We start from the raw sequence: 23,692 nt of genomic DNA on the forward strand, positions 1-23,692 counted from the left end.
GTTGCCGCCCGGCCCGCCTGCCGGGCGGCCCTCCCTCGCACCCCAACCCCGGAAGGGATCAGACCCCGTGGTCGTCACCGTCTCAATCGCCCTGCTGCTGTTCGTGATCGTCGTCGCCCTGCTGCGTGGGGGCTTCGTCACCACAGCCGCCGCACTCACCTGCATCGCGTTCGGCTTCGCCCTCGCCTCCACCGGCCTCGCCCCGGCCATCAGCGACGTGCTGAGCGCTGTGACCGACCTGTTCTCCCGCACCTGACCGGAGCCCCTGATGACCGCCTCCACCCGGACCGCCACGGCACCGCCGCCTCCCGCAGCGCCCGCCGCCGATACGGCGGACCCCGGGCTGGAGGCCCGGCTCGCCGCCCGCCTCGCCGACATGACCGTGCGCCTGGAAGAGGCCGCCGTCGCCCACGAGGTCCGCACCGCGCACCTGTCCACCGACCCCTTCGACCTCGCCGAGGTCATCACCGCCCCCTACAGCCCCCTCCCCGCCCCGGCCGCCGTCCCGCCGCCCACCTACCGCACGCCGGTCGCCGCGCTCCTGGAGCGCGCACAGCACCGCCTGGAGACGGCCGGATGGTGCCGCGGTGCCTTCACCGACAACGACGGCGCGGTCTGCCTCATGGGAGCTATCCGGATCGAAGCCCGCGGCGACGCCGGCCTCGCCGGAGACGCTGAGGAAGTGCTGCTGGACGCGATCCGCCGCGAGTTCGGCGACGACGTCCCGTCCGTGCCCTGGTTCAACGACCGGCAGCGCGACGGCCGCCTCCCATGGCGGATGCTGCATAGCGCGGCCGGCCTCGCCGACGCCCGGATCCTGTAACGGACCGGTCAGGTAAAGGCCATGGCGTTGGGGGATCGTTGGCTGTGCCGTTCGAGAGGGCTCAATGATGACGCTGTTCTGCAGGAACGTTCTGTACGAACGGGTTCGTTGCGGCAAGCCTCGGCGGGGCCTGTGTAGTCAGGGGACGGGTGGCGGGCTGGGGTGTTGGCGGAGCCAGTGCTGGAGTTCGCGGTGGCGGTACTGGTATGCAGGTCCGCTGTAGCGCATGAGTCCTGCGGTGACGGCCCAGTCCAGGAACCGTCCGAGCCGGAACGGCAGACGGCGGCGCGAGCAGAGCAGGAACACTACATACCGCCGCGAAGCCCACGCAGTGCCCGCGAGCGCGCCTACGAGCCCGCTCGCAAGCCCGAGCACAAGCCCGTCCACGAGTCCGGCCGCGAGCCCGTGGGCGGTTCCGATTGTGAGTCCCGCCGCCAGTCCGGCAGGGAGCCCGAGCAGGCTCCCGATCGTGAGCCCGAGCAGGGCGTCGCCCCTGATGAGGGCCCGGCCTCCCAGATTTGCGCTCGGTATTTGCCCAATCCCGAGTCCTACCGATAGCCCGTACGCGAGCCCGAGTATGGGCCCGGTCACGAGCCCGGTCGTGAGCCCGAACACGAGCCCGAACGCGAGCCCGACCGTGATTCCGAACGGAATCCCATGCGCCATACTTTGGCGCATTTGCGGGTATTGGAATGGGTTTCTCAGACTGTCGGGGCTGCCGGTGGTGATCGCGGTCGCTCCGGACACGATGGCAAGTCCGCCCATGATGGCGGCAATCAGGGTCAGGTTTGCTCGTGACTGGGGTACCGCCCAGGCGAGTGGGAGAGGGGAGAGGACAGTGAGGGCGGTGAGGAGAGCGTCTGTCGTGCGGACACGGATGCGTCCGGAAAGCGGCCACAGTTCGTGCAGGACGAGGTCGGTGGCCTCTGCGCTGGCGGGGGTTGTGGCGGAGAGGGTCCCGGCGGGGTCGAGATGGGTGGTGAGGTGGTGAAGCCAGCGGTGGACGTTCTGCGGGGTGTAGCCCGAGGGGTTGGGTGTGGCGAATACGGCGGCGGAGATGTAGCGGGCCAAGAGGTGGCGGTCCAGGGCGGCGGCGTTGGGAAGATTGAGGAGTTCGGCTGGGTTGCCGTCGTCGTAGTAGACAGTGGCGGTGAGGCACAGCCGCCATGGAGTGGACAGGATGGTGGCCAGGGTCCCGCTCGGGTGGGTGCGCAGGTGGTCGGTCAGGGGTTGCCAGCGAGGCGCATCGAGGACGCGGTCGGTTAGATAGGCCCGAGCGTCGCTGGCGTTGACGGGGGCGACAGCGATACGGGCGGCGTCCAAGACCTCGATGTGTGCGGCCAGGGCGTCGTAGTGCTGGGTGCGGCAGGTCAGAATGAGGGGGCCGGCGTCACGGCCCTGCTGGTGTTTGTTCAGGGCGTGAATGACGGCGGTGGCACGGGGTGCGGCAGGATCCGGAGAACCGTCGGGACGTGGGGGATCCATCTCGTCGAGGCCGTCCAGGACCGGCAGGACAAGGCGGTGCCGGACCAGGCTGGCGGCCAGGTCCCCGGGCCAGTCGTAGGCTTCGACCAGTCGCTGCTGGAGCAGTTCTGGCAGGGTCTGACGCTCGGTGTCCCATCGGGACAGTGCAATGCGGACAGGGACGGGATCATCCTCGCTGCGGCCGTCAATCAGGGCCAGCAGCAGTTCCAGGGCTAGGACCGTCTTGCCCGCCCCTGGTGCTCCGGTGACGACCAGGCGCAGCGGGCGGGTGGAGCGGTAGTAGGTGACGATGTTCGGGAGCGTCACCGGGTCCGGACCGCTGGCGGTCAGACGACCGGCGGTCGGGGCCGTAGCCGGGCGGGCCGTGGAGGAATGCAGGACGTAGGCGAGGTCGATGCGCCGTGTGTCGTCGCCCAGCAGTTGCCTCCAAACCGCGCCTTCCCCTTCCTTTGGGTCCTCGACCTGGCTGGCCAGTGTCGCGGCCCAGCCGCGCGCCAGTTCGGCGTCGTTGCCCTCGACCGGCTTACGCAAAGCCATCACCGCGAGCACAACTCCGGCCACACCCAGCGGGAGACCCAGCGTGCCTGCGGTGTCGGCCGGTTGCAGACCGCCATGGGTGATCGCTCGGACCGCGTAGACGGTACTCACCACGACCATCAGGGCGCCCAGAGCACCGATTAGCTGCCAGTTACGCCGTCGGCGGCGTCCCCCGAGTCCTGCCATCCCCCGATCATCACTATGGTGGTTGCGCCGGACAGCCGGTTTATCCCACCTGTGACCAAGCGGACGAAACATGCCGTCAGCTTGGTCACGCCCTGAGCACACATCCAGGCTGTTTCTGATGGGCTTGGTGGGCTGGGTGGATCTCGGACTACCAGGCGATGGTCCCGCTGCCGCCGGTCGATCCGCCGATCGGCCTGAGCTCCCGGATCCGGCTCGGCCGGGACTACTACGTCCGACGACGTCGTCGCCGTCGCGATGATCGACCGCCTAGTCCACCATGCCGAGGTTCTCACTCTCACCGGAGACTCCTACCGGACCCGCCAGCGACGCGAGTTGCTGGCCAAGGAGAACCGCGCTCACCACGGCTGAACTACCAGCCCATGTCCCGGACGACTTCGCTCTGAGCCGCCGCGATGTCCTCGGCGGTCGCCCCGGTCACATCGGCGTCCGCGGCCCACTCCAGCCGTGACAGCAGATCGGCCAGGGCCTGCTTCTGGGCAGGATGGGTGACCGGCACCGAGTCGAGATCCGTGGTCGTCAGCCAGTCGAACAACACGATGGCGTCCGCACGCCACAGGCGCACCGACACGGTCGGGAGATCATCTTCCATGCGCCCATGATGCCGGGCAAACCGAGCTGCTTGACCCAACCGCACGACCCCAGGGGTCAATTCTGCGGGACTGGTGGGTGTTCAGTTCTGCGAGAGCGTTGACAGGGACGAGCCGGTGGCTGGCCCCCGGCCTTCGACAAGGCCCAGTACCGCCGTCGCAACGCGGTCGAGCGGTGCGTGAACAAGTGGAAGCAGTTCCGCGCGGTGGCCACCCGGTACGACAAACGCGACTACGTCTTCAACGGCACCCTGACCGTCGCCGCGATCGTCATCTGGCTCCGCGACACCGTCCAAGAGCCATCAGAAGGGCTCTAGGCGCCCGCGAACACCGCGTCCAGGGCGTCAGCAACTCCAGCCTCGAATACAACCTGGCGGCTTTGCCCTCACCACCAGGTCGACTTGGCATGTCAAGACCCGACAGGCTCCTCAATCCAGCTCGATGATCAGGCGTCCGTAATCGTCGACCTGCGCCGGATACACCAAGCCGCCGACGATCGCACGGTTGACGTACACGATCACGTCTGCGTCGACGTCGATTACCAGCACACCGTCCTCATCCGTGAACGCCTGCCAGACCACACCGTCATGGTCGATCACCGCATCGAACTCCACGGCCACGGCGGTGCCCCTTCCTGTCGTCGCTTCAGCGTGACGCATCCGGCCCCCACCAGGCCACCCCCTTCACTCTCACCGGTCCACTTGCCCGGCCCTCGCCCACCGACGCCCCGACGGCGGCCGGGCGAGGACCGGACAGGCCGTCCGGCCGCACACACCATCACCGCGCCCCCGCCGACCGTCATGGCCGACAGGGGCGCGACATGTCCCCGACCGCCAGGAGGACCACGACCGTGCTCATTCCCCGACCGCGCCGCCGGATCGGCCGGCCCCGCCCCCAGCGCCCCGGCCCCCGCTACCCGCACCGCCCGGCCCGGCTGCCCGCGACCTGGATCCGGTGATGCCACGGACCAGGAGGCGCCGCCGCGTTGAGGTGGTCCGGGTAGTGCGTGGCGTGCAGGGTCTGCCGGAGTACGACCGGGGCGCCTGCCCCGACCACCTCGTGACCCGCCGCCAGCTCCGGGACCAGAACCTGAGCAAGGGCGGACAGGACCCGGTCGGCATCCTGCGGTGCGCCCACTGCCGCTACACCCCGCAGTGGTCGTGCACCCATCCCTCGCGCGGCTACCTCTACGACGCACGGCAGGCCGTGCCCAAGAGGGTGCCGACGCTCGCGCAGGAATGGGCGTTGGACCGGGCGATGGCGGCCCGGCAGACCTGCCCCGACTGCCGCCGCCGGTACGTCTACTGCCTCCCCCTCAAGACCATCGGGTGCTGCCTGGAGTGCCACGACGGCACCCCCGCCGACCCGACCAGCTACACGCCGCCCGCGGCCGGCCACCGGCTCGCCGCCTGACCCGGAAGGAACCCCGCTCGTGACGACCCTGCCCGACACCGAGCCCCTCACCACCTACACCCTGGACCAGGCGTTGGACGACGCGGTCCGCGACACCGACGCGAAGATCACCCGCACCGACAGCAAGGCCTCGCTGTTACTGGCGTTCGTCGGTGCGGTCCTGGCCGGACTCGGCTCCACCATCACCGACCACCTGCCGGTGCTGACCGCCGTGGCCGGCGGACTCGCCGTCCTCACCCTGGCCGTGGCCGCCGTCCTGCTGCTCCTGGTCGTCCGGCCTCGCCTGAGCGGTGCCGACCGGGCCTCATTCCCCTACTGGGCACGCCTCCTGGACGACCAGCTGATCCTCACGAGCATGAGCGGCGACACCCGCGCGGCCCGCATCCGCGTCCTGTCCCGCATCGCCGTCCGCAAGTTCGTCATGCTGCGCCGCGCGGTCGACCTGATCCTGCTCGCGCTGGCCCTGCTCGCGCTCGCCGCGGCCGGCCTCGCCCTGTAGATCCGCCCCGGAGCAGGCGTCACGGCGTCCAAACACATGCCGTCTGCCCCGGGCCATCCCGTCGGAACGAGAGGGAGACCCCAGTATGGCCCCCGCCTTACCCCCGCATGCCTGGATCAGGCAGCGCACCTTTCCGCTGGCCGCCGTGCCGTTGACCGGTGGGAGGTGGCCCGAATGACCTTCTACCGTCACGGCACGGAGGATCCGCGTTTCCCCCGGCCCCAGAGCCCGACCCTCACCCGCTGCCAGAGCCAGCCGGAGGCGTTCGATTTCGAGCGCGGCGACTACAGCCGCCGGATGCCGGAGTTGGAGCGGGCCCGCCGCGCGTGCGCCCGCTGCCCGCTGGCCCCCGACTGCCTGCTGTGGGCGCTGGTGAACAAGGACATGACCCCGGTGGGGATCATTGCGGGCACCACGCCCCGCCAACGCACGCAGCTGCGGTCCCGGCTGGCAGCACGCCTCGGACCGGACTGGGTCGACGTCCTCGCCGAACAGGAGCAGGGTCGCCGGGACCGGGCCTCCGCACCGGACCCTGCCGCATGAGCACGGCCGCCCGGACCGCGCTCGCGCCGGACAACAGCGGCAAACACCAGGCACGGCCGTTCGAGCCGGGCCTGATCCCCGAACCCGGCGCTCTCCTGGACTGGCGGGACGGCCGCCACTTCGACCACCGGCAGAACAAGCCGTGCGTGCTGTGCGACAAGCCCACGCCGACGGCTCGCAGCGTGCCTGGACAGCATCGGTACTTCCTAGACGGTCGAGCAGTCCAGGAGTCGCCCGTCGGTGGTGCCGATGAGCAGTCGACCAGGTTCGGTGACGGTCAGCGCGGTCGCCACGACGGGTACTCCGGCAACAGTGAGGTGCCGACGCCAGCGGACGTAGCCATCACGGAGATCGAGCCCGACGATCTCACCGTCGTCGTACGTGACGTAGACGGTATCTGTGTCGTGGTCGAGGTCCGTGGCCTTTCGGTTTGTCCGAAAGACCCAAGTCGGCTCTGCACTGGCCACCGTGCGCCGTACGACGAACGAGCCGCCGGGCTGCAACCCGTGGCCGTGATAGACGGTGCCGGCGTAAATCAGGTCACCATCGGCGGTCTCCACGCCGGGGCCGGCGAAGTGTGTCTCACCTGCCTTCCAGGAGTAGGGACACAACTGATTGACCTCCGCCTCCCTCGGCTCACGCGGACGTTCGGCAACCGGGATGGACCCCAGGTCCGCTGCCACCAGCCAGGCTTCACCTGATCCAGGCTGCTGCCCGCCCTTCGCGGAAACGGCTTCCAGAAAGTAGATCCGGCTGCCACACCGGATGCGCAATCTGCTCCGCTCCCCGTTTCGCCCAGCGGGTGCGAGGGCGGGCAGGCTGTCACGACATCGCACCAGGGAGACCGGGCCGACGGGAGTGTGGTGGTCGAGCTGTGCTCCGTCCTGGAGCGCGAGCCGGACCACGGCCTGAGCACGCCCCTCCCACGGAGGCCGCACCAGGCCAACCCAGGCCGATCGCTCATCTGCGGCGATGACAATGTCACGGCCGCCCCCATCGTCGTCCCGGACAGACCACTGCCGCCGCCCCGAGGGTAGCCAGGACTCCAACTGGATCCTGTCGAGCGTCGCCACGATCCTGCCGTCGGACAGTTCCTCAACCGCGCGGACGTTGCGTCGTGGGTCCCAGTTTGTACTCAGACCGGAGACCGTCTGGCGAGCATCCTCTCGACGGTCGGTCCGCGGGGCCGCTATGCGTGGTCCGGCCAGGTCATATCCGGTGATCGACCGGGGCGGTACGGCCCTCCAATCGGGCCGCTGCACCACCGCAACGTGCCCTTCGCTCCAGGCATCTTTGTCCTGCCAGTCGTCAGGCGGTGCCATCAGCACGCGTAGTTCCTGTTCGCTGAGCCATTCCAGGCCCAGGACCTGGCGGCCGAGCTCGTGTTCGATGAGCGACGTGGCGTTGCCCGTCTCCAGGTCCAGTAGGAGCAGTTCCCCTTCGAAGAAGTAGCCGCCGTCGTAGTCGCCCGTGCCGACTGCAAGGAGAGGGAGCGTGGGGTGGAAAGCCATCGCGTGCACGGGATAGCGCGCATGGAGAAGGGCTCGGCAGGCCAGATCATCGGTGCCGTAGACACCAACCGGCGCAGTACTGCCGAACTCGTGCACGCCCGCCACTGCCACGTGAGTGCCCGCCACTGCTAGCAGGCCGCGGCCCTCGTCATCGACGGTGAGGACGGGATCACCGACCTCGGGGAAGGGACGGTCACCGAGGATTCGGTCGATGCGGAACGAGATGGTCATGGTGGTGATCTTCGCAGCGGTCAGAAGCCGCGTGAAGCCACGGACTTCAAGAAGCTGAACAGAAGGACTTGACGGGGAACTGCGCCGAAGCCTGGATCACCGCCAACCCGGTGGAGGCGCGGGCATTCGGCCGGTTCGCCTCCGACATCAGGCCCAAGTCCTCCAAGGACAGCGGCGACCACGCCTGACTCTCTGCTCGATCACTCCGTACGGAGGGCTCACCCATGAGCAGCTCACGCGAACGTGAACGCACCCTCGCCTACCCCGAGCCGCCGGCCTCCCTGTGCTGGCACCGCCACGGCCCGGCGCACCGGCCCCTCACCCCCGAGCAGCAGCGGCACAACCGCGAGGTCCTGGCGCTCGCCCTGAGCACCAGCCACCGCCGTCCGCGCACCACCTCGACCACCACCGGAAGGACGTCATGACTACCTCCCTCGCCCGCCCGTACGGGTCCGACTCCCCGCTCGCGGTCCTGCTCGGCATCGCCACCGACACCGCCGGACCGGACGACGACGAGCAGCGCGACGACGCCGAAACCGCCGCCGCCCACCACATCTACAACGCGTACCCGGACACCCTCGCCCAGGTGATCGACGCCAACGACTGGCACGGCTACCCGTCCGTCACCGGCGAAGGCGGCCGCCGGCACGAACCCGCCGCCGTGGCCTGGCTGGACGGCGGCGCCTGGCTGCACCACACCCTGCGCATCACCGAGCACGACGGCGCCCTCGACATCCTGACCCTGACTGTCCCCTGCACCTGCGGACACGGCTACGTCGACATCACCCTCGACACCGAAGGCGTCCTGGTCGACATCCTCACCGACCTCGCCCCCACCCACGGCCGCTCCCCGCACCTCCCCGACGGCTCCATCGACTGCCACAGCATCCCCGCCGTCCTCTGTAGCTGACCCTCACCGCGGCCCGTCGGCACACGGCGGGCCGCCCCGTTCGTCGCACCCCGACCGGAAGGGACCCCATGCACACCGACCCCACCTCCCGCCCGCCGATCGTCGTCCTGTGCGGAAGCACCCGCTTCTGGGAGCAGTTCGCCGAGGCCGCCCTGTACGAGACGGCCGCCGGCCGGATCGTCCTCGCCCCCGGCTGCAACCTCCGGGAACCGCACCAGCTGTGGTCGACCCCCGACCGGGCCGACCGCATCAAGCGGATGCTGGACGACCTGCACCTGAGGAAGATCGACCTCGCGGATGACGTTCTGGTCGTCAACCCGGGCGGTTACATCGGGGACAGCACCCGCCGCGAGATCGAATACGCACGCAGCCTCGGCAAGGAGATCCGCTACACCCACCCCGTGCCCGACGGGAGTGACCGTGCCTGACCGCCCGCTCGTCCTGGTGTCGTTCGGGTTCCTACACCTGGGCACCGACCCCCATGGCCGACCTGTCCTCCCCGAGGCCGACCGCATCGAGGACGTACGCGAGCGGCTGCGTGATCCGGCTGGCGCCCGCGACGTCCTCGACCTGGACGGCTACCACCCCCGCGTCCAAGACGTCGTCCTCGCCACCCCCGGCGCCCGCGAACTCCTCGACAACCTCGCCGACTACGCGGCTCTACCGGCTGGGCCCCGCCGCATCGCGGTCGGCTGTGCGGGCGGCCGCCACCGCGCATGCGCACTGATCGAACTACTCGCGCAGCGCGTCGCCGACCGAGGCATCGCCGCCATGACCCTGCACCTGCACGCCCACCTCCCCCGCGTCCTGAACACCTGAGCCACCGCCAAGGGCCCGGCTCCCCGCACCTGCGGGGGGCCGGGCCCTTTTTGCGTTGGGGCTGGCACGGGGGGCGTTCCGATCAGCGCGCTGATAATCCGGCGATGACGATGCGCACGCCGATGGGGGCGCCGTAGACCAGGCTGCTGAGAGCCGCATCCGGGGAGGCCGCTGCCGGGGCAGGGCCTCCCTTCTACCCCTCGAAGTGCTGCTGTCCGGTCCGCCCGGGTTACTGAGGGAACGCTGCCGCGACGCTGATCTCCTTGGCGCCGGTCGTCGTGATGCCGGATTTGCTGCCGGGCAGCAGGACGCTCGGGCTGTAGTAGTTGCTCGACACGAGCAGGTCCTGATCGCCGTCGCGGTCGATGTCGCGGAGGCGGACGAGGGATCCGAAGGTGTCGTACTTGGTCGGACTGCCGGGCACCGCGGTCGTCGCCCGGGTGAACCACTGAGAGTGCGTACCGGTCAGGCCTGACTTCCCGCCGCGCAGGACATGGATACCGCCTGCGTTCGTCTGCGTGCCGACCTTCTCGCCGGGGACGCCGACCGCCAGGTCCGGGTAACCGTCGGCATTGGTGTCACCGGCGGAGAGGCTTGAGCCGAAGCGGTCGTTGCTTGTGGCACCCGTGACGATGCCCGGGCTGGACTGCGTCAGGCGGTACGTCGTCGTCGGAGCGGTGCTGCCGCCGCGCCAGACGACGACCGAGCCCGCGTTGTTGCCATAGCGGACGTCGCCGGCGGCGAGGTCTCCGTAGCCGTCCTTGTTGAAGTCGGCGACGACGCCGGTCGGGCTGTAGTCGGGCTGCGAGCTGTCGAGGACGGTGACCTTGCCCGGTTTGATCGTGGAGCCGCCTCGCAGGAACCATGCGTCCTGGGTCATCTTGCCCTTGTGGTAGCCCTGGCCGAGGAGGAAGAGATCGGTAGCACTGTCCTTGGTGACCTTCCCGGCGACCAGGCCGGCGGGTTCGAGTACATCGGTCACGGAGGGGCTCGGCGTGTGCTTCGTGACCGCACCCGTGGTGCCGGACTTGGTGAAGCCGCCACGGTAGACGTAGACGCTGTCGATGCCATCGGCAACGGCCAGGTCGGCCTTGCCATCGCCGTTGAAGTCGCCGGTCTCAATCTGTTTGCCGAAGCCCTGGCGGGAACGCGCGGTGGCCTTGAGACGGACGGCGTCGGTGCCGGAGAGGCCGGACGCCCTGCCCCACAGGATTGTGACCGCGCCCGCTCCGACCTTGCTGCCGACTTTCTCGGTGAAGTCGGAGACGGCGAGGTCGGCGTATCCGTCGCGGTTGAGGTCCGCGACGGCAAGGTCCTCGCCAAACGCGTCGCCGTAGCCGCCCGCGTCACCGGCTGTCCCCGGAATGCCCGCGCTGGACTGAGTGAAGGTCTTGGTGGTGCCGGGACCGGCGGCGGTCCCGTACGTCACGACGACCCCGCCGCTGAGGTCGCCGACGGCGTAGTCGCGGTACCCGTCACCGTTGAAGTCGTCGGCGTACTTCGCCGGCGTGGTGACCGCGCTCGCGGTGCTCACGGACAGGGTGAGCAGTCCGCCGGTGACGGACACGGCCGCGGCAGTGGCAAGCACTTGGCGAAGGTTGCTGCGCATGAACATGCGTCTCCTGGGATGCGCGGGTTCCCAGAGGTGACCCGCGATGGTTCTTTGACTAACGGCGGGAAGACTCATGGCGTTCGGTGATGGTTGTACTCGGGTGGAGACCCTTCCTGGGCGTGCGGCACGATCACGACCTGCGGGTTGTTGAGTGACCACGGTTACGCCGCGTCGATCGTCCCCGTCCGTGCAGCACTGACGCGGGCGAACGGGCGCCGTGGAGCACAAACGGGTGCACGAGCAGGCCACCAGGCAGCCTGCTCACGAGCGCTTCGGTAGGCACGTCTCTGGCTGGCACGAACCCCTCGACAAGCCCGAGCGCTACCGCGCCGACGGCAAACCCGACGATCCGCGCATGACCCACGGCATCCGCTACATCTGGAGTGGTCACGGCGCCGAGGTCAGGTGGAACGTTTCCGTCAGGGATTGCCCGCGCCCCGCGGCGTGTCCACCGTGGACGCTGCATGTTCCTGGCTTCCAATCGCTCACCGCCCGAGCCATGCTGCACTTCCCAGGGAGCCCGCCATGCCGGCCGCCAACGCGAGCAGCCGGTAGGGGATCCGCTGGATCGTCAGGCGAACTTCCCCGATCCGTATGTCGAGGAACGGCCGTTGCCGGGTCGGTCTGTTCTGTTTCATTGCCATTGGCTGCGCTCCGATCATGATGACTCCGAACCGTTCGGGCCATAACTCTGAGCATGGGAAGCCGGAAGCGTTGCGGAAGTGGGAACGCTCCGTTGTCACAAGATCGGCAACGCGTAGCCACCTCGGCAGGCAAAGAACCTCACGAATCTGTTCCGGTCGCGTGCGTGAACCCGTAGGAAGACGTCATCATGCAAGCCAGGGGGAGGGAGAGCTTGAGTGAGTGAAGACCCGGGCAAGGCCGCGCTGCAGACCTACAGCGAAGCCCTCAAGGCCGCTTGCCAACCCCTCCTCGCGGCAGGTGCTACGCAGAAACTTCTAGCCGAGGGGGTCGGCTACTCCCAGTCTGCGGTCAGCCGATTCCTCAACGGCGAGCGGATCGCAAAGGAGGGATTCATCAAAGGCCTGGAGCGCTTCGCTGTCCTCAGGGGGAGCCCGCTGGCCGATGCCGTTCTCGAAGATCTGCGCAGGCTGAGAAGCGAAGCCGAAAGACTGGGAACCACCGAGGCCAGACTCCGGCACGCCCAAGAGGAGATCACGCGTCTGAAGGCCGATCTCGCAGAGAAGGCGCAGATCGCGCAGCGCAGCCAGAATGCCGCGGTGCAGGAAGCGATGGCAGGGCTCCGTTGGCACACCGATCAGGAACTGGCTGTCCTCGAAGCCCGGCTGCTGGAACTGGCGACAGAGCTTCGAGAGGAGCGACAGCAGGCTAGAGCAGTGCAAAGGGAACGCGACGCGCTGCGGGACAAGGTTCGCGACCAGGAGAGACGACTGAGTGACGCCAGCGAACTGGTCCGCGAGATGAACACTGACATCGACCGTCAGCAGGAAGAGATACGACTTCTCCGGCAGGAGATCAAGGTTCTGCGCGGACAGGTTGAGCGGCTCACCAAAGAGAAGGCCGTTCCCGGGGTGTCAACGCAGGTCACCGCCAAGGCCGTCGCCGCTGAAACTTCGCACTCGAAGCAAGAGGGACTGCCTGAGAGGAAGATCAAGCTTCCCGCTGCAGACAAGCAGGAGCGGCCCGCCACCCGTCCCGCGGCAAAGATGGCTCCAACTCCTCCCCGGCCGGCGCCGACACGGGCCGGGCAACAGTCGGCCCCGCTGTTGCTGCCGCTCGTCCCCTGGAACTTCGCACCTGCCCTCGCCGTATTTACGGCTCTCATGACCGTCTTTGTCCCCGTCTTCGTTTTCCTTAACGGTGCTGCCTTCGCCGCAGCGTGCGCATCGGAGCACGGTCCACGATGGTGGGGAATCACCCTTCTTGCCGTAGCCGACTCCACTTTCACCCTTCTTGGCAGCGGCATCCTCTTCGTGCTTATCCGGTTGGCCCTCGAAGCACTCCCGAAGCACGAAGACGCCCTCACTAACTTCCTGATGGCTGCCGGAGTTGCCGTCGTGGCGGCCGTCCTGTGTGACGTTGGCTTCGTGGTCAAGAGCGTCACCTTCCCCCCGGGCCTCTGGTGGCTGCACACCTTCGGCATCAGCGCCTGACAGCTCCAGAACACCTACGACCCGGCAACCGCCGGCGCTCACAGTGGGTTGGACGCGGCGCACCTCCTCATCCACAAGATGACGCCCGATGAGTTCGCCACGATGCTCGACCTGCTCAACAAGCACCACGACCGACAGGCCTCTCTCTGATACGTCCGAGGGCCGAGGACGGTCCTTTCGAAGCAGACGGGTCGTGCCGAAGCAGGATCGGCTAAGGGTCGCGCGGTGCGGCCCGTCACGGCCGGGGGCCGCACCATCGCCCCGGTCGGGAAGCGATGTAGCGGGCCACGACCTGCACCCAGACCGTCATCGTCCCTGCCCCGTCGCGAGCAGCGGTCAGAATGAGCGGCCAGCCGTACACGCTGCCCGAGGGCGCCGTGGAATGGGTGGAAGCGCTCAAGGCCCTGCGGGACGTGGCGGGGGCTGGGCAGATCTACCCGTTCCGCGAGCAGCTGGCGAAGATGATGAGGATGAGCGAAAACGGCCAGGCCTGCTCTTCGTTCCCCAGATGGTTGAACACGTCCCTTCTCGGCGTCTTCCGACCTGCGCTCAACCGTGTCCGCCTGGAAGGCTGCGTGTGAATGCGAGGGTCCGAGGTCAGATCGGCAGGGCGCCTGGGGGAACGCCGTGAACCGCGCCGTACGGCGTCAGCGCCAGCACTCCCCGGCCTCGCGCCGATGTGGTAGCTCCCACTTCAAGCGGATTGATGCTCAGGGCGCCGGCCAGCTTCGGAGCCATCTCCAAAAGGGCAAACTCCCACTCGAACTCGACGTCCCCACCTTCAGCGATCAGCCGATCGCGCTCCTGCTGCTCGAAGGGCAGTGGCTCACCGATCTCCCATTCCAGGTCGCCTGCCGCACCCTCGTCGTCGGAGGCGCCACGGCGGATGATGACCCCATGCTCAGCCACGAGCCAGGCGGAACCATCGTTCTGGGCCCCAAAGAAGTAGGCCTGGGCAGCCCCGTAGCGGGCGCTCAGCTCCTGGCACACGCGCGCGACGTGATCGCTGCGCTCTTCATCGATCGGGCTGCACCAGCGTCCTACGACGAGGGTCCAACCGTCGAGTTCCGGAGTAACGAAGACCCGGGCGTACTGCGGGTAGGGCGGCCCGTCTTGGAAGTCGTGGCTGTCGCTGTCGGCTGCGGTCGCGCCGAGGACGAACGTGGCTGGCTCCGGATCGCTGAGTTCGAGCAAGTCGAGAAGGCCCGCCTGGTCGCCGGTGCGGACCGCGATCCAGGCCAGGAAGCACGCGGTGAGCGGTTGTGGGCTGTCGTCCAGTTGCTTGACGTTGATCAGTCGGCGGATAGCCGCCTGATCCGCAGGGTCAAGCTCGCGGGGGTCGATGAGGTCTGCCAGGACCGTCAAGGCACCGCGTCGCAAGCCACCAGGACCCCCGCGGCGAACCTGGCTCAGCATGGGGGCGACGTCCGCGCCGAGCCGCGACAGAGCCAGGATTGTGCTGTCCCGCACCTGCCGGTCAGCGTCCGCAAGCAAGGGAAGTAGATGCACCGCATAGGGCAGAGCTGCCGAACCACAACCTCCGAGGCTTCCCGTCGCCGCCGCGCGTACCACCGGCGAATCGTGGTGCAGTTCGCCGACGTACTCGACAAGGCAGTCCGTCCCGAAGCCGCGCAGGACCCGGCTTAGGCGCTTGGTCACCGCCGACTGCGCATCAGACTCTGCCTCGGAGGCCAGAGTGTTGACGACAGTGCTGAACGCACTGCGGCCCAGGCGCTGAAGTGTGACCGTGTACATCGACGAGGCGCGCTCGCTCGCGGGCCCCGTCAGCGCCCTCATCAGCGGGGCGACCGCGGATATTCCACGCTGCTGCAGGGCGTCCCGTGCAGCGACGCGAATCGCGGTGTCGTCGCTGTCGAGATCGTCGATGAGGGCCTCGACTGTCGGCTCTGGCACGTGAGCATTCTGCCTCAGCGCTGTCGTGATGCGATCGCCAGCACGAGGTTGTTCCACTGGGGAATCGGGCCAGCAGGTCTGTCCCACGTCTGAGCGAGGGGTGGGGAATTTCAACGAGCGCCATCAAAGATCTGCAACCGGACCGCGCAGGTACTGCGGGAGGCCGTGCCCGGCCTGACGGATCGCGAGCAGGCGCCCGGAGCGGTCAGGTATCCCGGCGCCCGGTTGGTCAGGAAGATGATGAAGCCTCCGGGGCCTGTTCGGACCCCGGAGGCTTGACCTGTGCTCCCTGCCAGACTGCGGGTTATGTGGGGGCTGGATCCCCTGCAGGGGCGGGAGGCGGTTTCGCCCCTACCGGGATGCTCACTTGCCAGTCAGCAGCGTGTAGAGCAACGTGGCAACTGCGGCACCCACCAGGACGGCTCCTCCGAGCTTCTCGTTGCGGTAGGCGATGTAGACGGCGACCACTGTGATGGCCGCGACGACGATCGCGCTCAGTTTGTCGACGGGACTCACCCGGACCCCTCTCTGGGTGTCCTGCGGCCTGCCGTGACGGCATCTTTGGCTGGAGGCGTCACGGCAGGCCGAACTGATCCCGGCGTCCCCAACAGGGGCCGGGATTCCCGCGATTGACGGGATGCCGCCCACAGTGACTGGTGCGTGTAGTGGGGTGCATCTGCACCGACATGCCTCCTGTGCATTCCGATACGGTGACCATCCGCATCACTTCGCACCCATGGGCGTCGGCGCTCCAGCAGCGGGAGGTACCGGTGGAAAACCGGCCCAAGAATCGCGACGAGGATCTTCTTCCGGAGATGCCCGCTTCCGACACGATCGAAGGCTTCGCCCAGCGGGTGCGGAAGCTGTTCGACAAGACCGGCATGAGCACCGATGAGTTCCAGCACGCCCACGGTTTTTCCGACGCGGCTGTCTCCAAGTACCAGACCGGCAAGAACGCACCCCCGCTCAGATTCGTCCTCACCCTGCTGGACGAGGCGAAGCTGCGGGCAGGACTGCGCGAGGAGGCCGCAGAACAGTACCTCCGCGACTACGGTCAACTGCTGCGCCGGCTGGACGACAGCGGCCGCGGACACCACGTGCATAGGACATGGCTTCGCGAGTACGAGCTGACTATGGAGGCGAGGCGCGGCGAGCAGCAGCTCCGCGATCTGGGCGAAGAGGGGCAGCAGCTGGCTGAAGAAGCAGCCTCGTCGTCCACGTCTGAGGAGAGGAAGGCCCTCATCCGGGCCGAATTGCAGCAGCTGCTCGTGCGGCAGCAGTCGCTGATTGCCAGGCGCGACACAGTGCTGAGGGAACTGGCCACCATCAGGCAGAGTTACACCGAGGCGGAAGAGCCGTCCCTGATGGCGCCCTCCGCCCCTCGATACGCACCCCACCCTGACCAGCAGGTTGGAGGCATCGGTGCTCCTGCCGGCCCCAGGTCTCTGCCTCGAGGGGAGCATGCGCACCGCATGTCTCTCACCCGGTTCGTGATCGGCGCGATTGTGGTGCTCGTACTGGGTGGCTATGCGATCAATCAGTTCGCGGGTAAGCAGAGCGACGGATCTGACGCAAAGGAGACGACTACGATGGCGCCCTCGCGGACACCGTCTGTATCGCCGTCACAGACATCGTCTGGTTCCCCGACCGCAGGCACCGCGCCGATCGCGGCGAGCTGGCGGCAGCTGTATCAAGATCGAACGTTCACCATGCCCATCCCCGGCGGTGACGGGTGCCAGCGCGACCTGTTCGACTTGGACGCCGACCCCATCAAGTTCCGGCGACAGGCAGGTGACCTTCCACCTGAGGTGAACGCGGATGCCTTTGACGTGGAGTGGCACACCATGTGGTGCTCGAACTCTCCTGAAAACCTCGACGCTCTCGACTTCAAGGTCGAAGCGGTGGGCCTGAGCGGGGTGACGGCGCCATCTCCTGCTCAGTGCGTTTTGGACTCCCAGACGCAAGCGATCACCAACCCAATCGCCGGTGGCGAGGTCGGCAGCGGGACGCCTCTTCACAAGGGGACGTCGCTCTGTATCAAAACGAGCAAGGGAAACCTCCTCTACGTAAAGGTGATCAAGGTGATGGAGGACTCCGACGGCTACTTCGCGGGGTTCACGTTCTCTGCCACCAGGTGGTCTCCCGCCGCGTAGCCGGCCATGCATGACTTTGGTGACCAGTAGGCGAGGGGTTCGGCGTGCCGTACAAGATCACGACGTCATCTCCCTGACCAGTTGTCGAACCGCGCTGGGTGACGGCCGACGGCCGGTCAGGGCGAGCCTGATGGGCCGTCCGGCGGCTGCCGGTCCGGCGGCATGCCGAGTCTCTCGGGCGCGCCGGTTGCGTTGCAGGCTGCGTTCAGGAGTCCGACCGCGACGTTCCCGGCGTCCGGGTTGCTGGATGCCATGGCGAACGCCAGCTCCGTTGCGCGGGCCCTGTTCTGGGAGTCCTTCAGCGTGGGGATGCCGCCGGGCAGGAGAAGAGCGATGGCCACCATGGCCGCGCCGACCCCGAAGAGGAACAAGGCCACTCCGACAGGCAGGGGGGCGACAGCGGAGACGGCGGCGGCAATGCCGGTGGCGATGCCGGGCAACCCCCTGAAACAGCCACTGACGCAGAAAGACCTCGACCGTGTCCTGGTCACGGCCTACACCCTGCTGGCCCGCCTCTGAACCTCGCACCAAGCCCGTGCCCCTGCCCGATCCGGCAGGCGCTCCTTTGGCCGGTCGCGTGCGTGGGCGGCGGGACCAACCGAGTGCCGCGGGGTCAGGCCGTCCGTGCCGGACTGGGGGAGCAGCGAGTAGACCCGGCGCCACAGATCTGTGAGCGGCTCGTACCCGTCCTGGCCACGGCTCCTTGCCGCAGTCAAGGTTTCCTGACTGAGCTGTTCCGTCTCCGCTGTGCGGGTACTCCGCCCGTCGTGCAGGCATCCCTCGATCTTCGATCGCACCGAGCCTTTGCTGGAGGTCAGAATTTCTGACCTCCAGCCGTCCTGCGACTAGACCGAGGCTTCGTCCGGCGCGGCGCCGACAGCGCGCTGTGCCGAGGAAAGCCGCTTCATCACCCGCGCGAGCTCAGCCTCCAGGTCCTCGACGTGCTCACGGGTCGCAACCGGGTCAGTCTCCAGTGCTGCTCGCACTGAAGCCGGTGCGAGTGCCGAGTACACCCGCTCCTTGAGCGCGGTGACCGCTCGCTCCAGCGGTGTGGTCGGCACCGCCGCAGGAAGTTCCGGTGCCGGGGCCGCGGGGACTTCGGATCGCTGTTCCTGCGATGGAATCGTCGGGGTGGCCAAGCCTTTGGCGATGGCCTCCAACTGGGCCGCGGTCGGCCTCTTCAAGCCTTGCTGTGTCGCCTGCGTCAGCCCCTCGTGCATCACAAGCTGCGCGGTCTCCAGGCCCTGCTTGTCGATGACCTCCGCCATCACCTTGCGGGCTGACGCGCGCGTCAGGTGCTGTGCGAGCTCGGGCCCCAGCTCGCTGATGGAACGGATTCGGGTCGCGTCCTTGAGGAGCTCGAACACGTACTTCGGCTGGATACCGAGAACCTCCGCCGCCCAAACCGAGAAGTTGCTCTGGCCGGCCACCGCGTGCAGCTCACGCTCTTGGGCGACCTCGAGCAGCACGGCCTTGTTCAGGACGATGAAGTCCTCGGCGCGCTTCCCAGCGGTGTCGATCTCCAGCAGGCGGTCGGTGACGTAGGCCAGCTGTTCTTCCGGCGTGCCGGTGATGTCGTCACCGCTGATGACGCGAGCGTGCGCGAAGACGCTGAGTTCCTGGCCCGCGGTGCCGGTTGTTGCCGCGTCCGTTGCCGCCTGCCTCTGCAGTTCGGCGGGGACCGCAGGGTCGACGGCCGAGTCGGCGGCCTTCCGCAGGCGGCTGCTGCCAGCCGCGATGAGCTTGTTGCTGCTCACGCTTCCACTCCTGATGCCGTGAGAATTCGGTCGTAAACGTCGGTGAGCGCCTGCGCCTCCCGGCCCGGCGCATCGGTGATGGGCACACATGCGAATCGCGTCTGCTGCCTCACCGAGTGGCGGGGGATCACCAGGTCATCCCGGTACAGATCTCCATAGGTATCCGCCAGGTACTCCCCTATGGCGTCCTTCAGCGTGCTGCGCCCGCCCGGCACTATCGACGGGATGATCCCGACCACCCGCAGGTCGGCATTCATGCCCAGGTCCTTCACCAGCTTGATGGTGTTGAGTGCTTCTGCCGCACCGATCCGCCCGTCTTCGTCCAGGGTTGCAGGAATGACTACGTCGGTGGCAGCGACGAGAGCGGACGTCACCAGCTTCCCGCCGGCCCGCGGGGGTAGATCGAGAATGCCGACCATGCCGTCCTTGACCACGCCCTTCAGCCCCAGACGCAGTCGGAACTCAAGACCGATGGCCACGTTGTCGGTCTCTCTGTTCGCCAGTGCCCGTTCCGCGGCGATGACCTGCACCCCCGACCAGGCCTCCGAAGCGGGTGCGAACGCTTCCGCGGCGAGACCGGTCTCCCCTTGAGGGTCGAGCGCGAGAAGGTCGTTCATGGAGAACGCCGGCGCCTCTTCGTTCGAAATGCCCAGCTCAGCCGTGAAGGTGCCGCGAGGATCCAGATCGCCCGCGATGACACCAAGCTTCCGCTTCCGTGCGGCTGCGACCAGGCCTGCGGACAGGGCGCTCTTGCCCACGCCGCCCTTTTCGCTGTACACCGCCAGCACTCTGCTCATGTTGGAACCTTCATCATCAGTCGATAAGCCGAACTCACGCAGCGAAGCGTATCGACAGGAAGCCGTTTGGCCAGCGGTGCCGTGCAGCTACCGCTCAGTGCGTGCCAACTGCGGACGGCCGCGGGTGCGGCTCCGCACGGGCGAGTGGAAGTAACCCCGCACCCGTGCACGGGACTTGGCGAGGAGCCCGTGAGCAGCTCACCGAAGAGCCGCCCACGGAACGTTTTCGCCTCACTTGGTACGGCGGTCTATCTCGGTCTGTGCCGCATCGCATGCGCTCTTGACCCCGGCCAGGGCTGTGCCCTGCTGCCGGGACAGGTCCAGGAGCTCGTCCAGGGTGACCTTCTTGCCCGTGAGCTTCTTGACGAAGCCGTCGGGGAGCATGGTCTTCTGGTAGGCGTCGATACAGGCAATGACCTCGCCGAACGCGAGCCCGGGTGACCGGCGTTCGGCCTGCTTGACCCGACTGCGCAGTACGTTCAGCGCGTCCAGGTCCGGCTTCTGAGCGGGCAAGCTTTCCAGCACCCTGGTGACCGTCTCCGTCACAGCGGGGTCCGCCGAAGGGCCGGGCAGGTCGTGGTCGGAGTCTGTCTGGGCCCGGAGCTCCCGCATGGCCCGCAACGTGCTGTGCTCGCGTGGACGGGGCGGACCACGCCGGACCAAGTACCCCAGGTTCACGTCGTTTCCCCAGGTAGTAGGTTTACGTCCGTGACGAAAATGGTTTCCGTCCGAGACGGTTCGCGGGACGAAAAGACGGCGGTACGTATGCGGCTGGTGGAGCGGACGTGCGCCTGGTGCGGCGCGGCGATGGCGTACAGCGGGCGGGGCCGGCCGCCCAAGTACTGCACGCCTGCGCACCGCACCCGGGCATGGGAGGTGCGTACCGCGCAGGCCCGTGCGCAGCGGCCTGTCACGGCTGGAGGCCGCACTCAGGGTCCGGTCCGTGAGGTGGTGGAGCGGACGACGACCCGCACCCTGACCGTCACGATTCCCGCGCCGCCCCGTCCGGCGGTCAGGGTGACCGGCCAGCCCTACACACTGCCCGGAGACGCGGTGGAATGGGTGGAAGCCCTAAAGGCCCTGCGAGACGTGGCAGGGGCCGGACAGATCTACCCGTTCCGCGAGCAGCTGGCGAGGATCTGCGACCGGACCGCGCAGGTACTGCGGGAAGCCGTACCGGTCTGACCGGCTGCCGTTGATGCGATGCACCTGCGTCGTGGAACCAATGGGGCTGGAGCTCTGGAAGCCGACCGCTGACCGGTGCAGGCTCCCTCGTTGTTGCGTACCGGCAGCGTGCCGTTGGGCGGCGGCAATCGTAGGCTGTGAGGGCTCGGGGCCCGCGATGGAGGTGCGCCATGCCCCGCAGTATCTGGTCCGGTGCGATCAGCTTTGGCTTGGTGACGGTCCCGTGCCATGTGGTGGGTGCGACCGAAGATCACTCGGTGCGTTTCCATCAGTACCACCTGGAGGACATGGCCCGGGTGCGGGTGCGGAAGTTCTGCGAGGTCGAGGACCGCGAGGTCCGTTCCGACGAGATCGGCAAGGGCTACGAACTCACGAAGACCCAGGTCGTCCCGATCACCGACGAAGAGCTGCGGAACCTGCCGCTGCCGACGGCGAAGGCGCTGGAGATCCACGGGTTCGTGCCGTGGGAGTCCATCGACGCTCTCCGGATCGGTGAGGGCTACTACCTCCAGCCCGACGGCCCGGTGGCCGCGAAGCCGTACGAGCTGCTGCGGCAGGCGCTCCAGCGGTCCTCGCGGGTCGCGGTGACCAAGTTCGCGTGGAGCGGCCGGGAGCGGCTGGGGCTGCTGCGGGTCCGGGACGACGTGATTGTGCTGCACGCGATGCGCTGGCCCGATGAGGTCCGGGACCCGGCCGGGGTGAACCCGCCGACGGCAGAGGTGTCGGACGCGGAGGTCGAGGAGGCCGTGACACTGATCGAGCGGATGACCACCGACCGGCTGGAGGGCCCCGACTTCGTGGACCACTACACCCAGGCGCTGGAGAAGGTGATCGAGGCGAAGCGGGAGGACCGCGAACTGCCGGCGGCGCCGGAGCCGGAGAAGCCGGCAGGCCAGGTGCTCGATCTGATGGCGGCGTTGCAGGAGTCGGTGGACAAGGCGAAAGCCTCGCGCGGTGAGGACACGGGCACCGACGCGCAGGTCCATGAGATGCCCACGAAGAAGACGACGGCCAAGGCGAAGACCCCCGCGAAGAAGACGACCGCGAAGAAGACCACCGCGAAGAAGACCACGGCGGCGAAGAAGACGGCAGCCAAGAAGACGACGGCCCGCAAGCCCCGCCGCAGCGCGTAGCCGCGGGCTGGGGTCAGGTGCGGGTGTTGGTGTATCGCACGGCCGGTCCCCATCCCGGCTCCACTGTTGCCATGCACCATTGGCACAGGGGGCTGCCGCCGTTGCCGTACCGGTGTGTCCTGCGCTGGCATCCGGCACACAGCCCGACCCGGTCGCTGGGGCAGACCAGCGCGGACGGGTCGGGTTCCGAGATCGGCGGCGGGGGCGTGGCCATCGTGGTGTTCCTGTTCCGGGTGGCGCTCTCCGGCCACTCCACCCGGAGAATACCGGCCACTCTGGCACAGTCGTTCGAACCGAGTCGGGCGGTCAGGGCGGGGAGCCTGCTGGAGTGTCCGGTGGCTGATCCTGTCGGTCCGGCGGTATGCCGGGTCTCGCGGGCGTACCGGGCACGCTGTGCGCTGCGTTCAGGAGTCCGATCGCAGTGTCCCCGGCGGCCGGGTTGCTGTGCGCCAGGGCGAACGCCTGCTTTGTCGCGTGGTCCCTGGTCTGGGAGTCCTTCAGTGCGGGGATGCCGCCGGGCAGGAGAAGAGCGAGGGCTGCCAAGACCAGACCGCCAACAACGAGTAGATAGGTGATACCGACAGGCAGACGGGCGGCAGCGGATGCGACCGCGCCAATGGTGGCGATGCTGGGCAGGCTGCGGGGCAGTGCAGAGGCGGCCATGGCGGGACTCCAGTTCAGGGGCAGGGTTCTTTCACCCCTTGGTGCGCGGGGTGGGGGCAGGACAGTGGCAGGGGCGCGGCTTTGTGTCGCGTGGTGGCTGAGTGCCGGGTGGAGGCAGGGTGGCGGGTGGTCGGCCGCACTGTGACTGGTGCGGGAGTTAGCCGCGCTATTCCGGCACTCGGACTGGAGTGCAAGCACTTCCCGCCTGCCGTGATCGGCTCCTACACAATGGTTGTGTCGTAATCCGGGCCGGTTGTGACGGTCGATATGGGCGAGGCTTTGGCGAGCGCATGCGGCCACGGTGCCGCCCGCACGATGCTCTGCATTAGCCGCCAGCGGCTAGGTACGACGGAGGCCGGACCGCACGGTCCGGCCTCCGTCTACAAAGTGGTTATGGGGGAATCTCGACTGTTTGTGACGTTTGGCTTTGGTCGGGTTGGTGAGGCGGGGTTCCTACAGCGATCCGTCCCTAGCTCCGCAACTCTGTCCCAGACCGGGCATGACCGAGGCCCGGGCCGCACGGTCCGGGCCGCACAAACTGGCGCGCGATCTGGCGCACTATCTGTTGCGTAATCTGGCGCGCAATCTGTTACCCCTGCCGAATCGATCTCTCCGTGTCTATGCAGGTCACCGCGTCCGTCGGGGCGTGGTCGGGGTCTGACATCCCCCACAGAGCACCCCGAGTCCCGTCACGGCAGGAAAGAGGAAGAGCCGGGAACGGGCGGGGCGCGGGGAGCGCTGTGGGGGATCGGGCGGCCGGGGATTCTGCTCGCGCGTC

27 protein-coding genes and 1 pseudogene are annotated in these 23,692 nt (G+C 68.0%); 17 read left to right on the plus strand and 11 right to left on the minus strand.

Features of this window, described 5'->3' with window-relative positions; translation table 11 throughout:
* Nucleotides 1-67: 67 nt before the first annotated feature.
* The gene (locus ACZ4O3_RS40365) at nucleotides 68-256 is read left to right on the plus strand and encodes a hypothetical protein (protein WP_467727259.1); all 189 of its coding nucleotides are present in this window, start codon (nucleotides 68-70) and stop codon (nucleotides 254-256) included.
* A 12-nt stretch (nucleotides 257-268) separates the two neighbouring features.
* A complete protein-coding gene (locus ACZ4O3_RS40370) occupies nucleotides 269-823 on the plus strand; it encodes a DUF6197 family protein (protein WP_467727261.1) in 555 nt (184 codons plus the stop codon).
* A gap of 138 nt (nucleotides 824-961) precedes the next feature.
* On the opposite strand, the gene ACZ4O3_RS40375 is transcribed toward ACZ4O3_RS40370, so the two are convergent.
* Nucleotides 962-2,956 (minus strand): NACHT domain-containing protein, encoded by a 1,995-nt coding sequence (locus ACZ4O3_RS40375; protein WP_467727262.1) that lies wholly within the window; start codon nucleotides 2,954-2,956, stop codon nucleotides 962-964.
* Nucleotides 2,957-3,286: 330 nt separating this feature from the next.
* Here ACZ4O3_RS40375 and ACZ4O3_RS40380 point away from each other — a divergent pair, with 330 nt between their 5' ends.
* Nucleotides 3,287-3,400 (plus strand): ATP-binding protein, encoded by a 114-nt coding sequence (locus tag ACZ4O3_RS40380; RefSeq protein WP_389588860.1) that lies wholly within the window; start codon nucleotides 3,287-3,289, stop codon nucleotides 3,398-3,400.
* A 1-nt stretch (nucleotide 3,401) separates the two neighbouring features.
* Here ACZ4O3_RS40380 and ACZ4O3_RS40385 read toward each other — a convergent pair whose 3' ends face one another.
* Entirely contained in the window at nucleotides 3,402-3,641 is a 240-nt protein-coding gene (locus tag ACZ4O3_RS40385; RefSeq protein ID WP_467727264.1) for a hypothetical protein, read from the minus strand.
* A 102-nt stretch (nucleotides 3,642-3,743) separates the two neighbouring features.
* On the opposite strand from ACZ4O3_RS40385, the pseudogene ACZ4O3_RS40390 reads away from it, so the two are divergent.
* A pseudogene (locus ACZ4O3_RS40390) lies at nucleotides 3,744-3,956 on the plus strand (IS5/IS1182 family transposase); the annotation flags it as partial.
* A 111-nt stretch (nucleotides 3,957-4,067) separates the two neighbouring features.
* Here ACZ4O3_RS40390 and ACZ4O3_RS40395 read toward each other — a convergent pair.
* On the minus strand, nucleotides 4,068-4,259 hold the full coding sequence (locus ACZ4O3_RS40395; protein WP_467727266.1) for a hypothetical protein: 192 nt from the start codon (nucleotides 4,257-4,259) through the stop codon (nucleotides 4,068-4,070).
* A 382-nt stretch (nucleotides 4,260-4,641) separates the two neighbouring features.
* Here ACZ4O3_RS40395 and ACZ4O3_RS40400 point away from each other — a divergent pair, with 382 nt between their 5' ends.
* From ACZ4O3_RS40400 to ACZ4O3_RS40410, 3 genes are all read left to right on the plus strand, one after another.
* Nucleotides 4,642-5,052: an RRQRL motif-containing zinc-binding protein gene (locus ACZ4O3_RS40400; RefSeq protein ID WP_467727268.1), complete on the plus strand. Its 411-nt coding sequence runs from the start codon at nucleotides 4,642-4,644 to the stop codon at nucleotides 5,050-5,052.
* A gap of 19 nt (nucleotides 5,053-5,071) precedes the next feature.
* The gene (locus ACZ4O3_RS40405; protein WP_467727269.1) at nucleotides 5,072-5,551 is read left to right on the plus strand and encodes a Pycsar system effector family protein; all 480 of its coding nucleotides are present in this window, start codon (nucleotides 5,072-5,074) and stop codon (nucleotides 5,549-5,551) included.
* 174 nt (nucleotides 5,552-5,725) lie between these two features.
* Nucleotides 5,726-6,094 carry a WhiB family transcriptional regulator gene (locus ACZ4O3_RS40410; protein ID WP_467727271.1) on the plus strand — a complete coding sequence of 123 codons (369 nt, stop codon included), beginning with the start codon at nucleotides 5,726-5,728 and terminating at the stop codon, nucleotides 6,092-6,094.
* Nucleotides 6,095-6,300: 206 nt separating this feature from the next.
* On the opposite strand, the gene ACZ4O3_RS40415 is transcribed toward ACZ4O3_RS40410, so the two are convergent.
* Nucleotides 6,301-7,836: a PQQ-binding-like beta-propeller repeat protein gene (locus ACZ4O3_RS40415; protein ID WP_467727273.1), complete on the minus strand. Its 1,536-nt coding sequence runs from the start codon at nucleotides 7,834-7,836 to the stop codon at nucleotides 6,301-6,303.
* A 224-nt stretch (nucleotides 7,837-8,060) separates the two neighbouring features.
* Here ACZ4O3_RS40415 and ACZ4O3_RS40420 point away from each other — a divergent pair, with 224 nt between their 5' ends.
* From ACZ4O3_RS40420 to ACZ4O3_RS40435, 4 genes are all read left to right on the plus strand, one after another.
* A complete protein-coding gene (locus ACZ4O3_RS40420; RefSeq protein WP_467727274.1) occupies nucleotides 8,061-8,261 on the plus strand; it encodes a hypothetical protein in 201 nt (66 codons plus the stop codon).
* Nucleotides 8,258-8,746 carry a hypothetical protein gene (locus tag ACZ4O3_RS40425; RefSeq protein WP_467727276.1) on the plus strand — a complete coding sequence of 163 codons (489 nt, stop codon included), beginning with the start codon at nucleotides 8,258-8,260 and terminating at the stop codon, nucleotides 8,744-8,746. The genes ACZ4O3_RS40420 and ACZ4O3_RS40425 overlap by 4 nt, the downstream gene beginning before the upstream one ends.
* A 68-nt stretch (nucleotides 8,747-8,814) precedes the next feature.
* A complete protein-coding gene (locus ACZ4O3_RS40430) occupies nucleotides 8,815-9,174 on the plus strand; it encodes a hypothetical protein (RefSeq protein WP_467727277.1) in 360 nt (119 codons plus the stop codon).
* The gene (locus tag ACZ4O3_RS40435; RefSeq protein ID WP_467727279.1) at nucleotides 9,167-9,565 is read left to right on the plus strand and encodes a RapZ C-terminal domain-containing protein; all 399 of its coding nucleotides are present in this window, start codon (nucleotides 9,167-9,169) and stop codon (nucleotides 9,563-9,565) included. Before ACZ4O3_RS40430 ends, ACZ4O3_RS40435 begins: the two co-directional genes overlap by 8 nt.
* Before the next feature lie 229 nt (nucleotides 9,566-9,794).
* On the opposite strand, the gene ACZ4O3_RS40440 is transcribed toward ACZ4O3_RS40435, so the two are convergent.
* On the minus strand, nucleotides 9,795-11,174 hold the full coding sequence (locus ACZ4O3_RS40440) for an FG-GAP and VCBS repeat-containing protein (RefSeq protein ID WP_467727280.1): 1,380 nt from the start codon (nucleotides 11,172-11,174) through the stop codon (nucleotides 9,795-9,797).
* Nucleotides 11,175-11,662: 488 nt separating this feature from the next.
* Nucleotides 11,663-11,815 (minus strand): hypothetical protein, encoded by a 153-nt coding sequence (locus ACZ4O3_RS40445; RefSeq protein ID WP_362720156.1) that lies wholly within the window; start codon nucleotides 11,813-11,815, stop codon nucleotides 11,663-11,665.
* Between the two features lie 222 nt (nucleotides 11,816-12,037).
* On the opposite strand from ACZ4O3_RS40445, the gene ACZ4O3_RS40450 reads away from it, so the two are divergent.
* The gene (locus ACZ4O3_RS40450; protein WP_467727282.1) at nucleotides 12,038-13,312 is read left to right on the plus strand and encodes a helix-turn-helix domain-containing protein; all 1,275 of its coding nucleotides are present in this window, start codon (nucleotides 12,038-12,040) and stop codon (nucleotides 13,310-13,312) included.
* 341 nt (nucleotides 13,313-13,653) lie between these two features.
* Nucleotides 13,654-13,893: a hypothetical protein gene (locus ACZ4O3_RS40455; RefSeq protein WP_362719187.1), complete on the plus strand. Its 240-nt coding sequence runs from the start codon at nucleotides 13,654-13,656 to the stop codon at nucleotides 13,891-13,893.
* A 16-nt stretch (nucleotides 13,894-13,909) separates the two neighbouring features.
* Here the strand turns inward: ACZ4O3_RS40455 and ACZ4O3_RS40460 are convergent, their stop codons facing one another.
* Nucleotides 13,910-15,226, minus strand: a complete 1,317-nt coding sequence (locus tag ACZ4O3_RS40460; RefSeq protein ID WP_362719189.1) for a HEAT repeat domain-containing protein — start codon at nucleotides 15,224-15,226, stop codon at nucleotides 13,910-13,912.
* Nucleotides 15,227-15,589: 363 nt separating this feature from the next.
* On the minus strand, nucleotides 15,590-15,742 hold the full coding sequence (locus ACZ4O3_RS40465) for a hypothetical protein (RefSeq protein WP_362719192.1): 153 nt from the start codon (nucleotides 15,740-15,742) through the stop codon (nucleotides 15,590-15,592).
* Between the two features lie 194 nt (nucleotides 15,743-15,936).
* Between ACZ4O3_RS40465 and ACZ4O3_RS40470 the strand changes: the two genes are divergently transcribed.
* Nucleotides 15,937-17,379 (plus strand): hypothetical protein, encoded by a 1,443-nt coding sequence (locus tag ACZ4O3_RS40470; RefSeq protein WP_467727284.1) that lies wholly within the window; start codon nucleotides 15,937-15,939, stop codon nucleotides 17,377-17,379.
* A gap of 252 nt (nucleotides 17,380-17,631) precedes the next feature.
* Entirely contained in the window at nucleotides 17,632-17,898 is a 267-nt protein-coding gene (locus ACZ4O3_RS40475) for a hypothetical protein (RefSeq protein ID WP_467727285.1), read from the plus strand.
* A 326-nt stretch (nucleotides 17,899-18,224) separates the two neighbouring features.
* On the opposite strand, the gene ACZ4O3_RS40480 is transcribed toward ACZ4O3_RS40475, so the two are convergent.
* From ACZ4O3_RS40480 to ACZ4O3_RS40490, 3 genes are all read right to left on the minus strand, one after another.
* Entirely contained in the window at nucleotides 18,225-19,136 is a 912-nt protein-coding gene (locus tag ACZ4O3_RS40480) for a hypothetical protein (protein ID WP_467727287.1), read from the minus strand.
* The gene (locus ACZ4O3_RS40485) at nucleotides 19,133-19,933 is read right to left on the minus strand and encodes a ParA family protein (protein ID WP_467727288.1); all 801 of its coding nucleotides are present in this window, start codon (nucleotides 19,931-19,933) and stop codon (nucleotides 19,133-19,135) included. The genes ACZ4O3_RS40480 and ACZ4O3_RS40485 overlap by 4 nt, the downstream gene beginning before the upstream one ends.
* Nucleotides 19,934-20,164: 231 nt before the next feature.
* Complete coding sequence (locus ACZ4O3_RS40490; protein ID WP_467727289.1) at nucleotides 20,165-20,545, minus strand: hypothetical protein; 381 nt, start codon at nucleotides 20,543-20,545, stop codon at nucleotides 20,165-20,167.
* A gap of 96 nt (nucleotides 20,546-20,641) precedes the next feature.
* Between ACZ4O3_RS40490 and ACZ4O3_RS40495 the strand changes: the two genes are divergently transcribed.
* Both ACZ4O3_RS40495 and ku read left to right on the plus strand, forming a co-directional pair.
* Entirely contained in the window at nucleotides 20,642-21,118 is a 477-nt protein-coding gene (locus tag ACZ4O3_RS40495) for a hypothetical protein (RefSeq protein ID WP_467727290.1), read from the plus strand.
* Nucleotides 21,119-21,288: 170 nt separating this feature from the next.
* Nucleotides 21,289-22,251 (plus strand): non-homologous end joining protein Ku, encoded by a 963-nt coding sequence (gene ku / locus ACZ4O3_RS40500; RefSeq protein ID WP_467727291.1) that lies wholly within the window; start codon nucleotides 21,289-21,291, stop codon nucleotides 22,249-22,251.
* Nucleotides 22,252-23,692: the final 1,441 nt, after the last annotated feature.

The organism is Streptomyces sp. NPDC026515 (genome assembly GCF_055567595.1).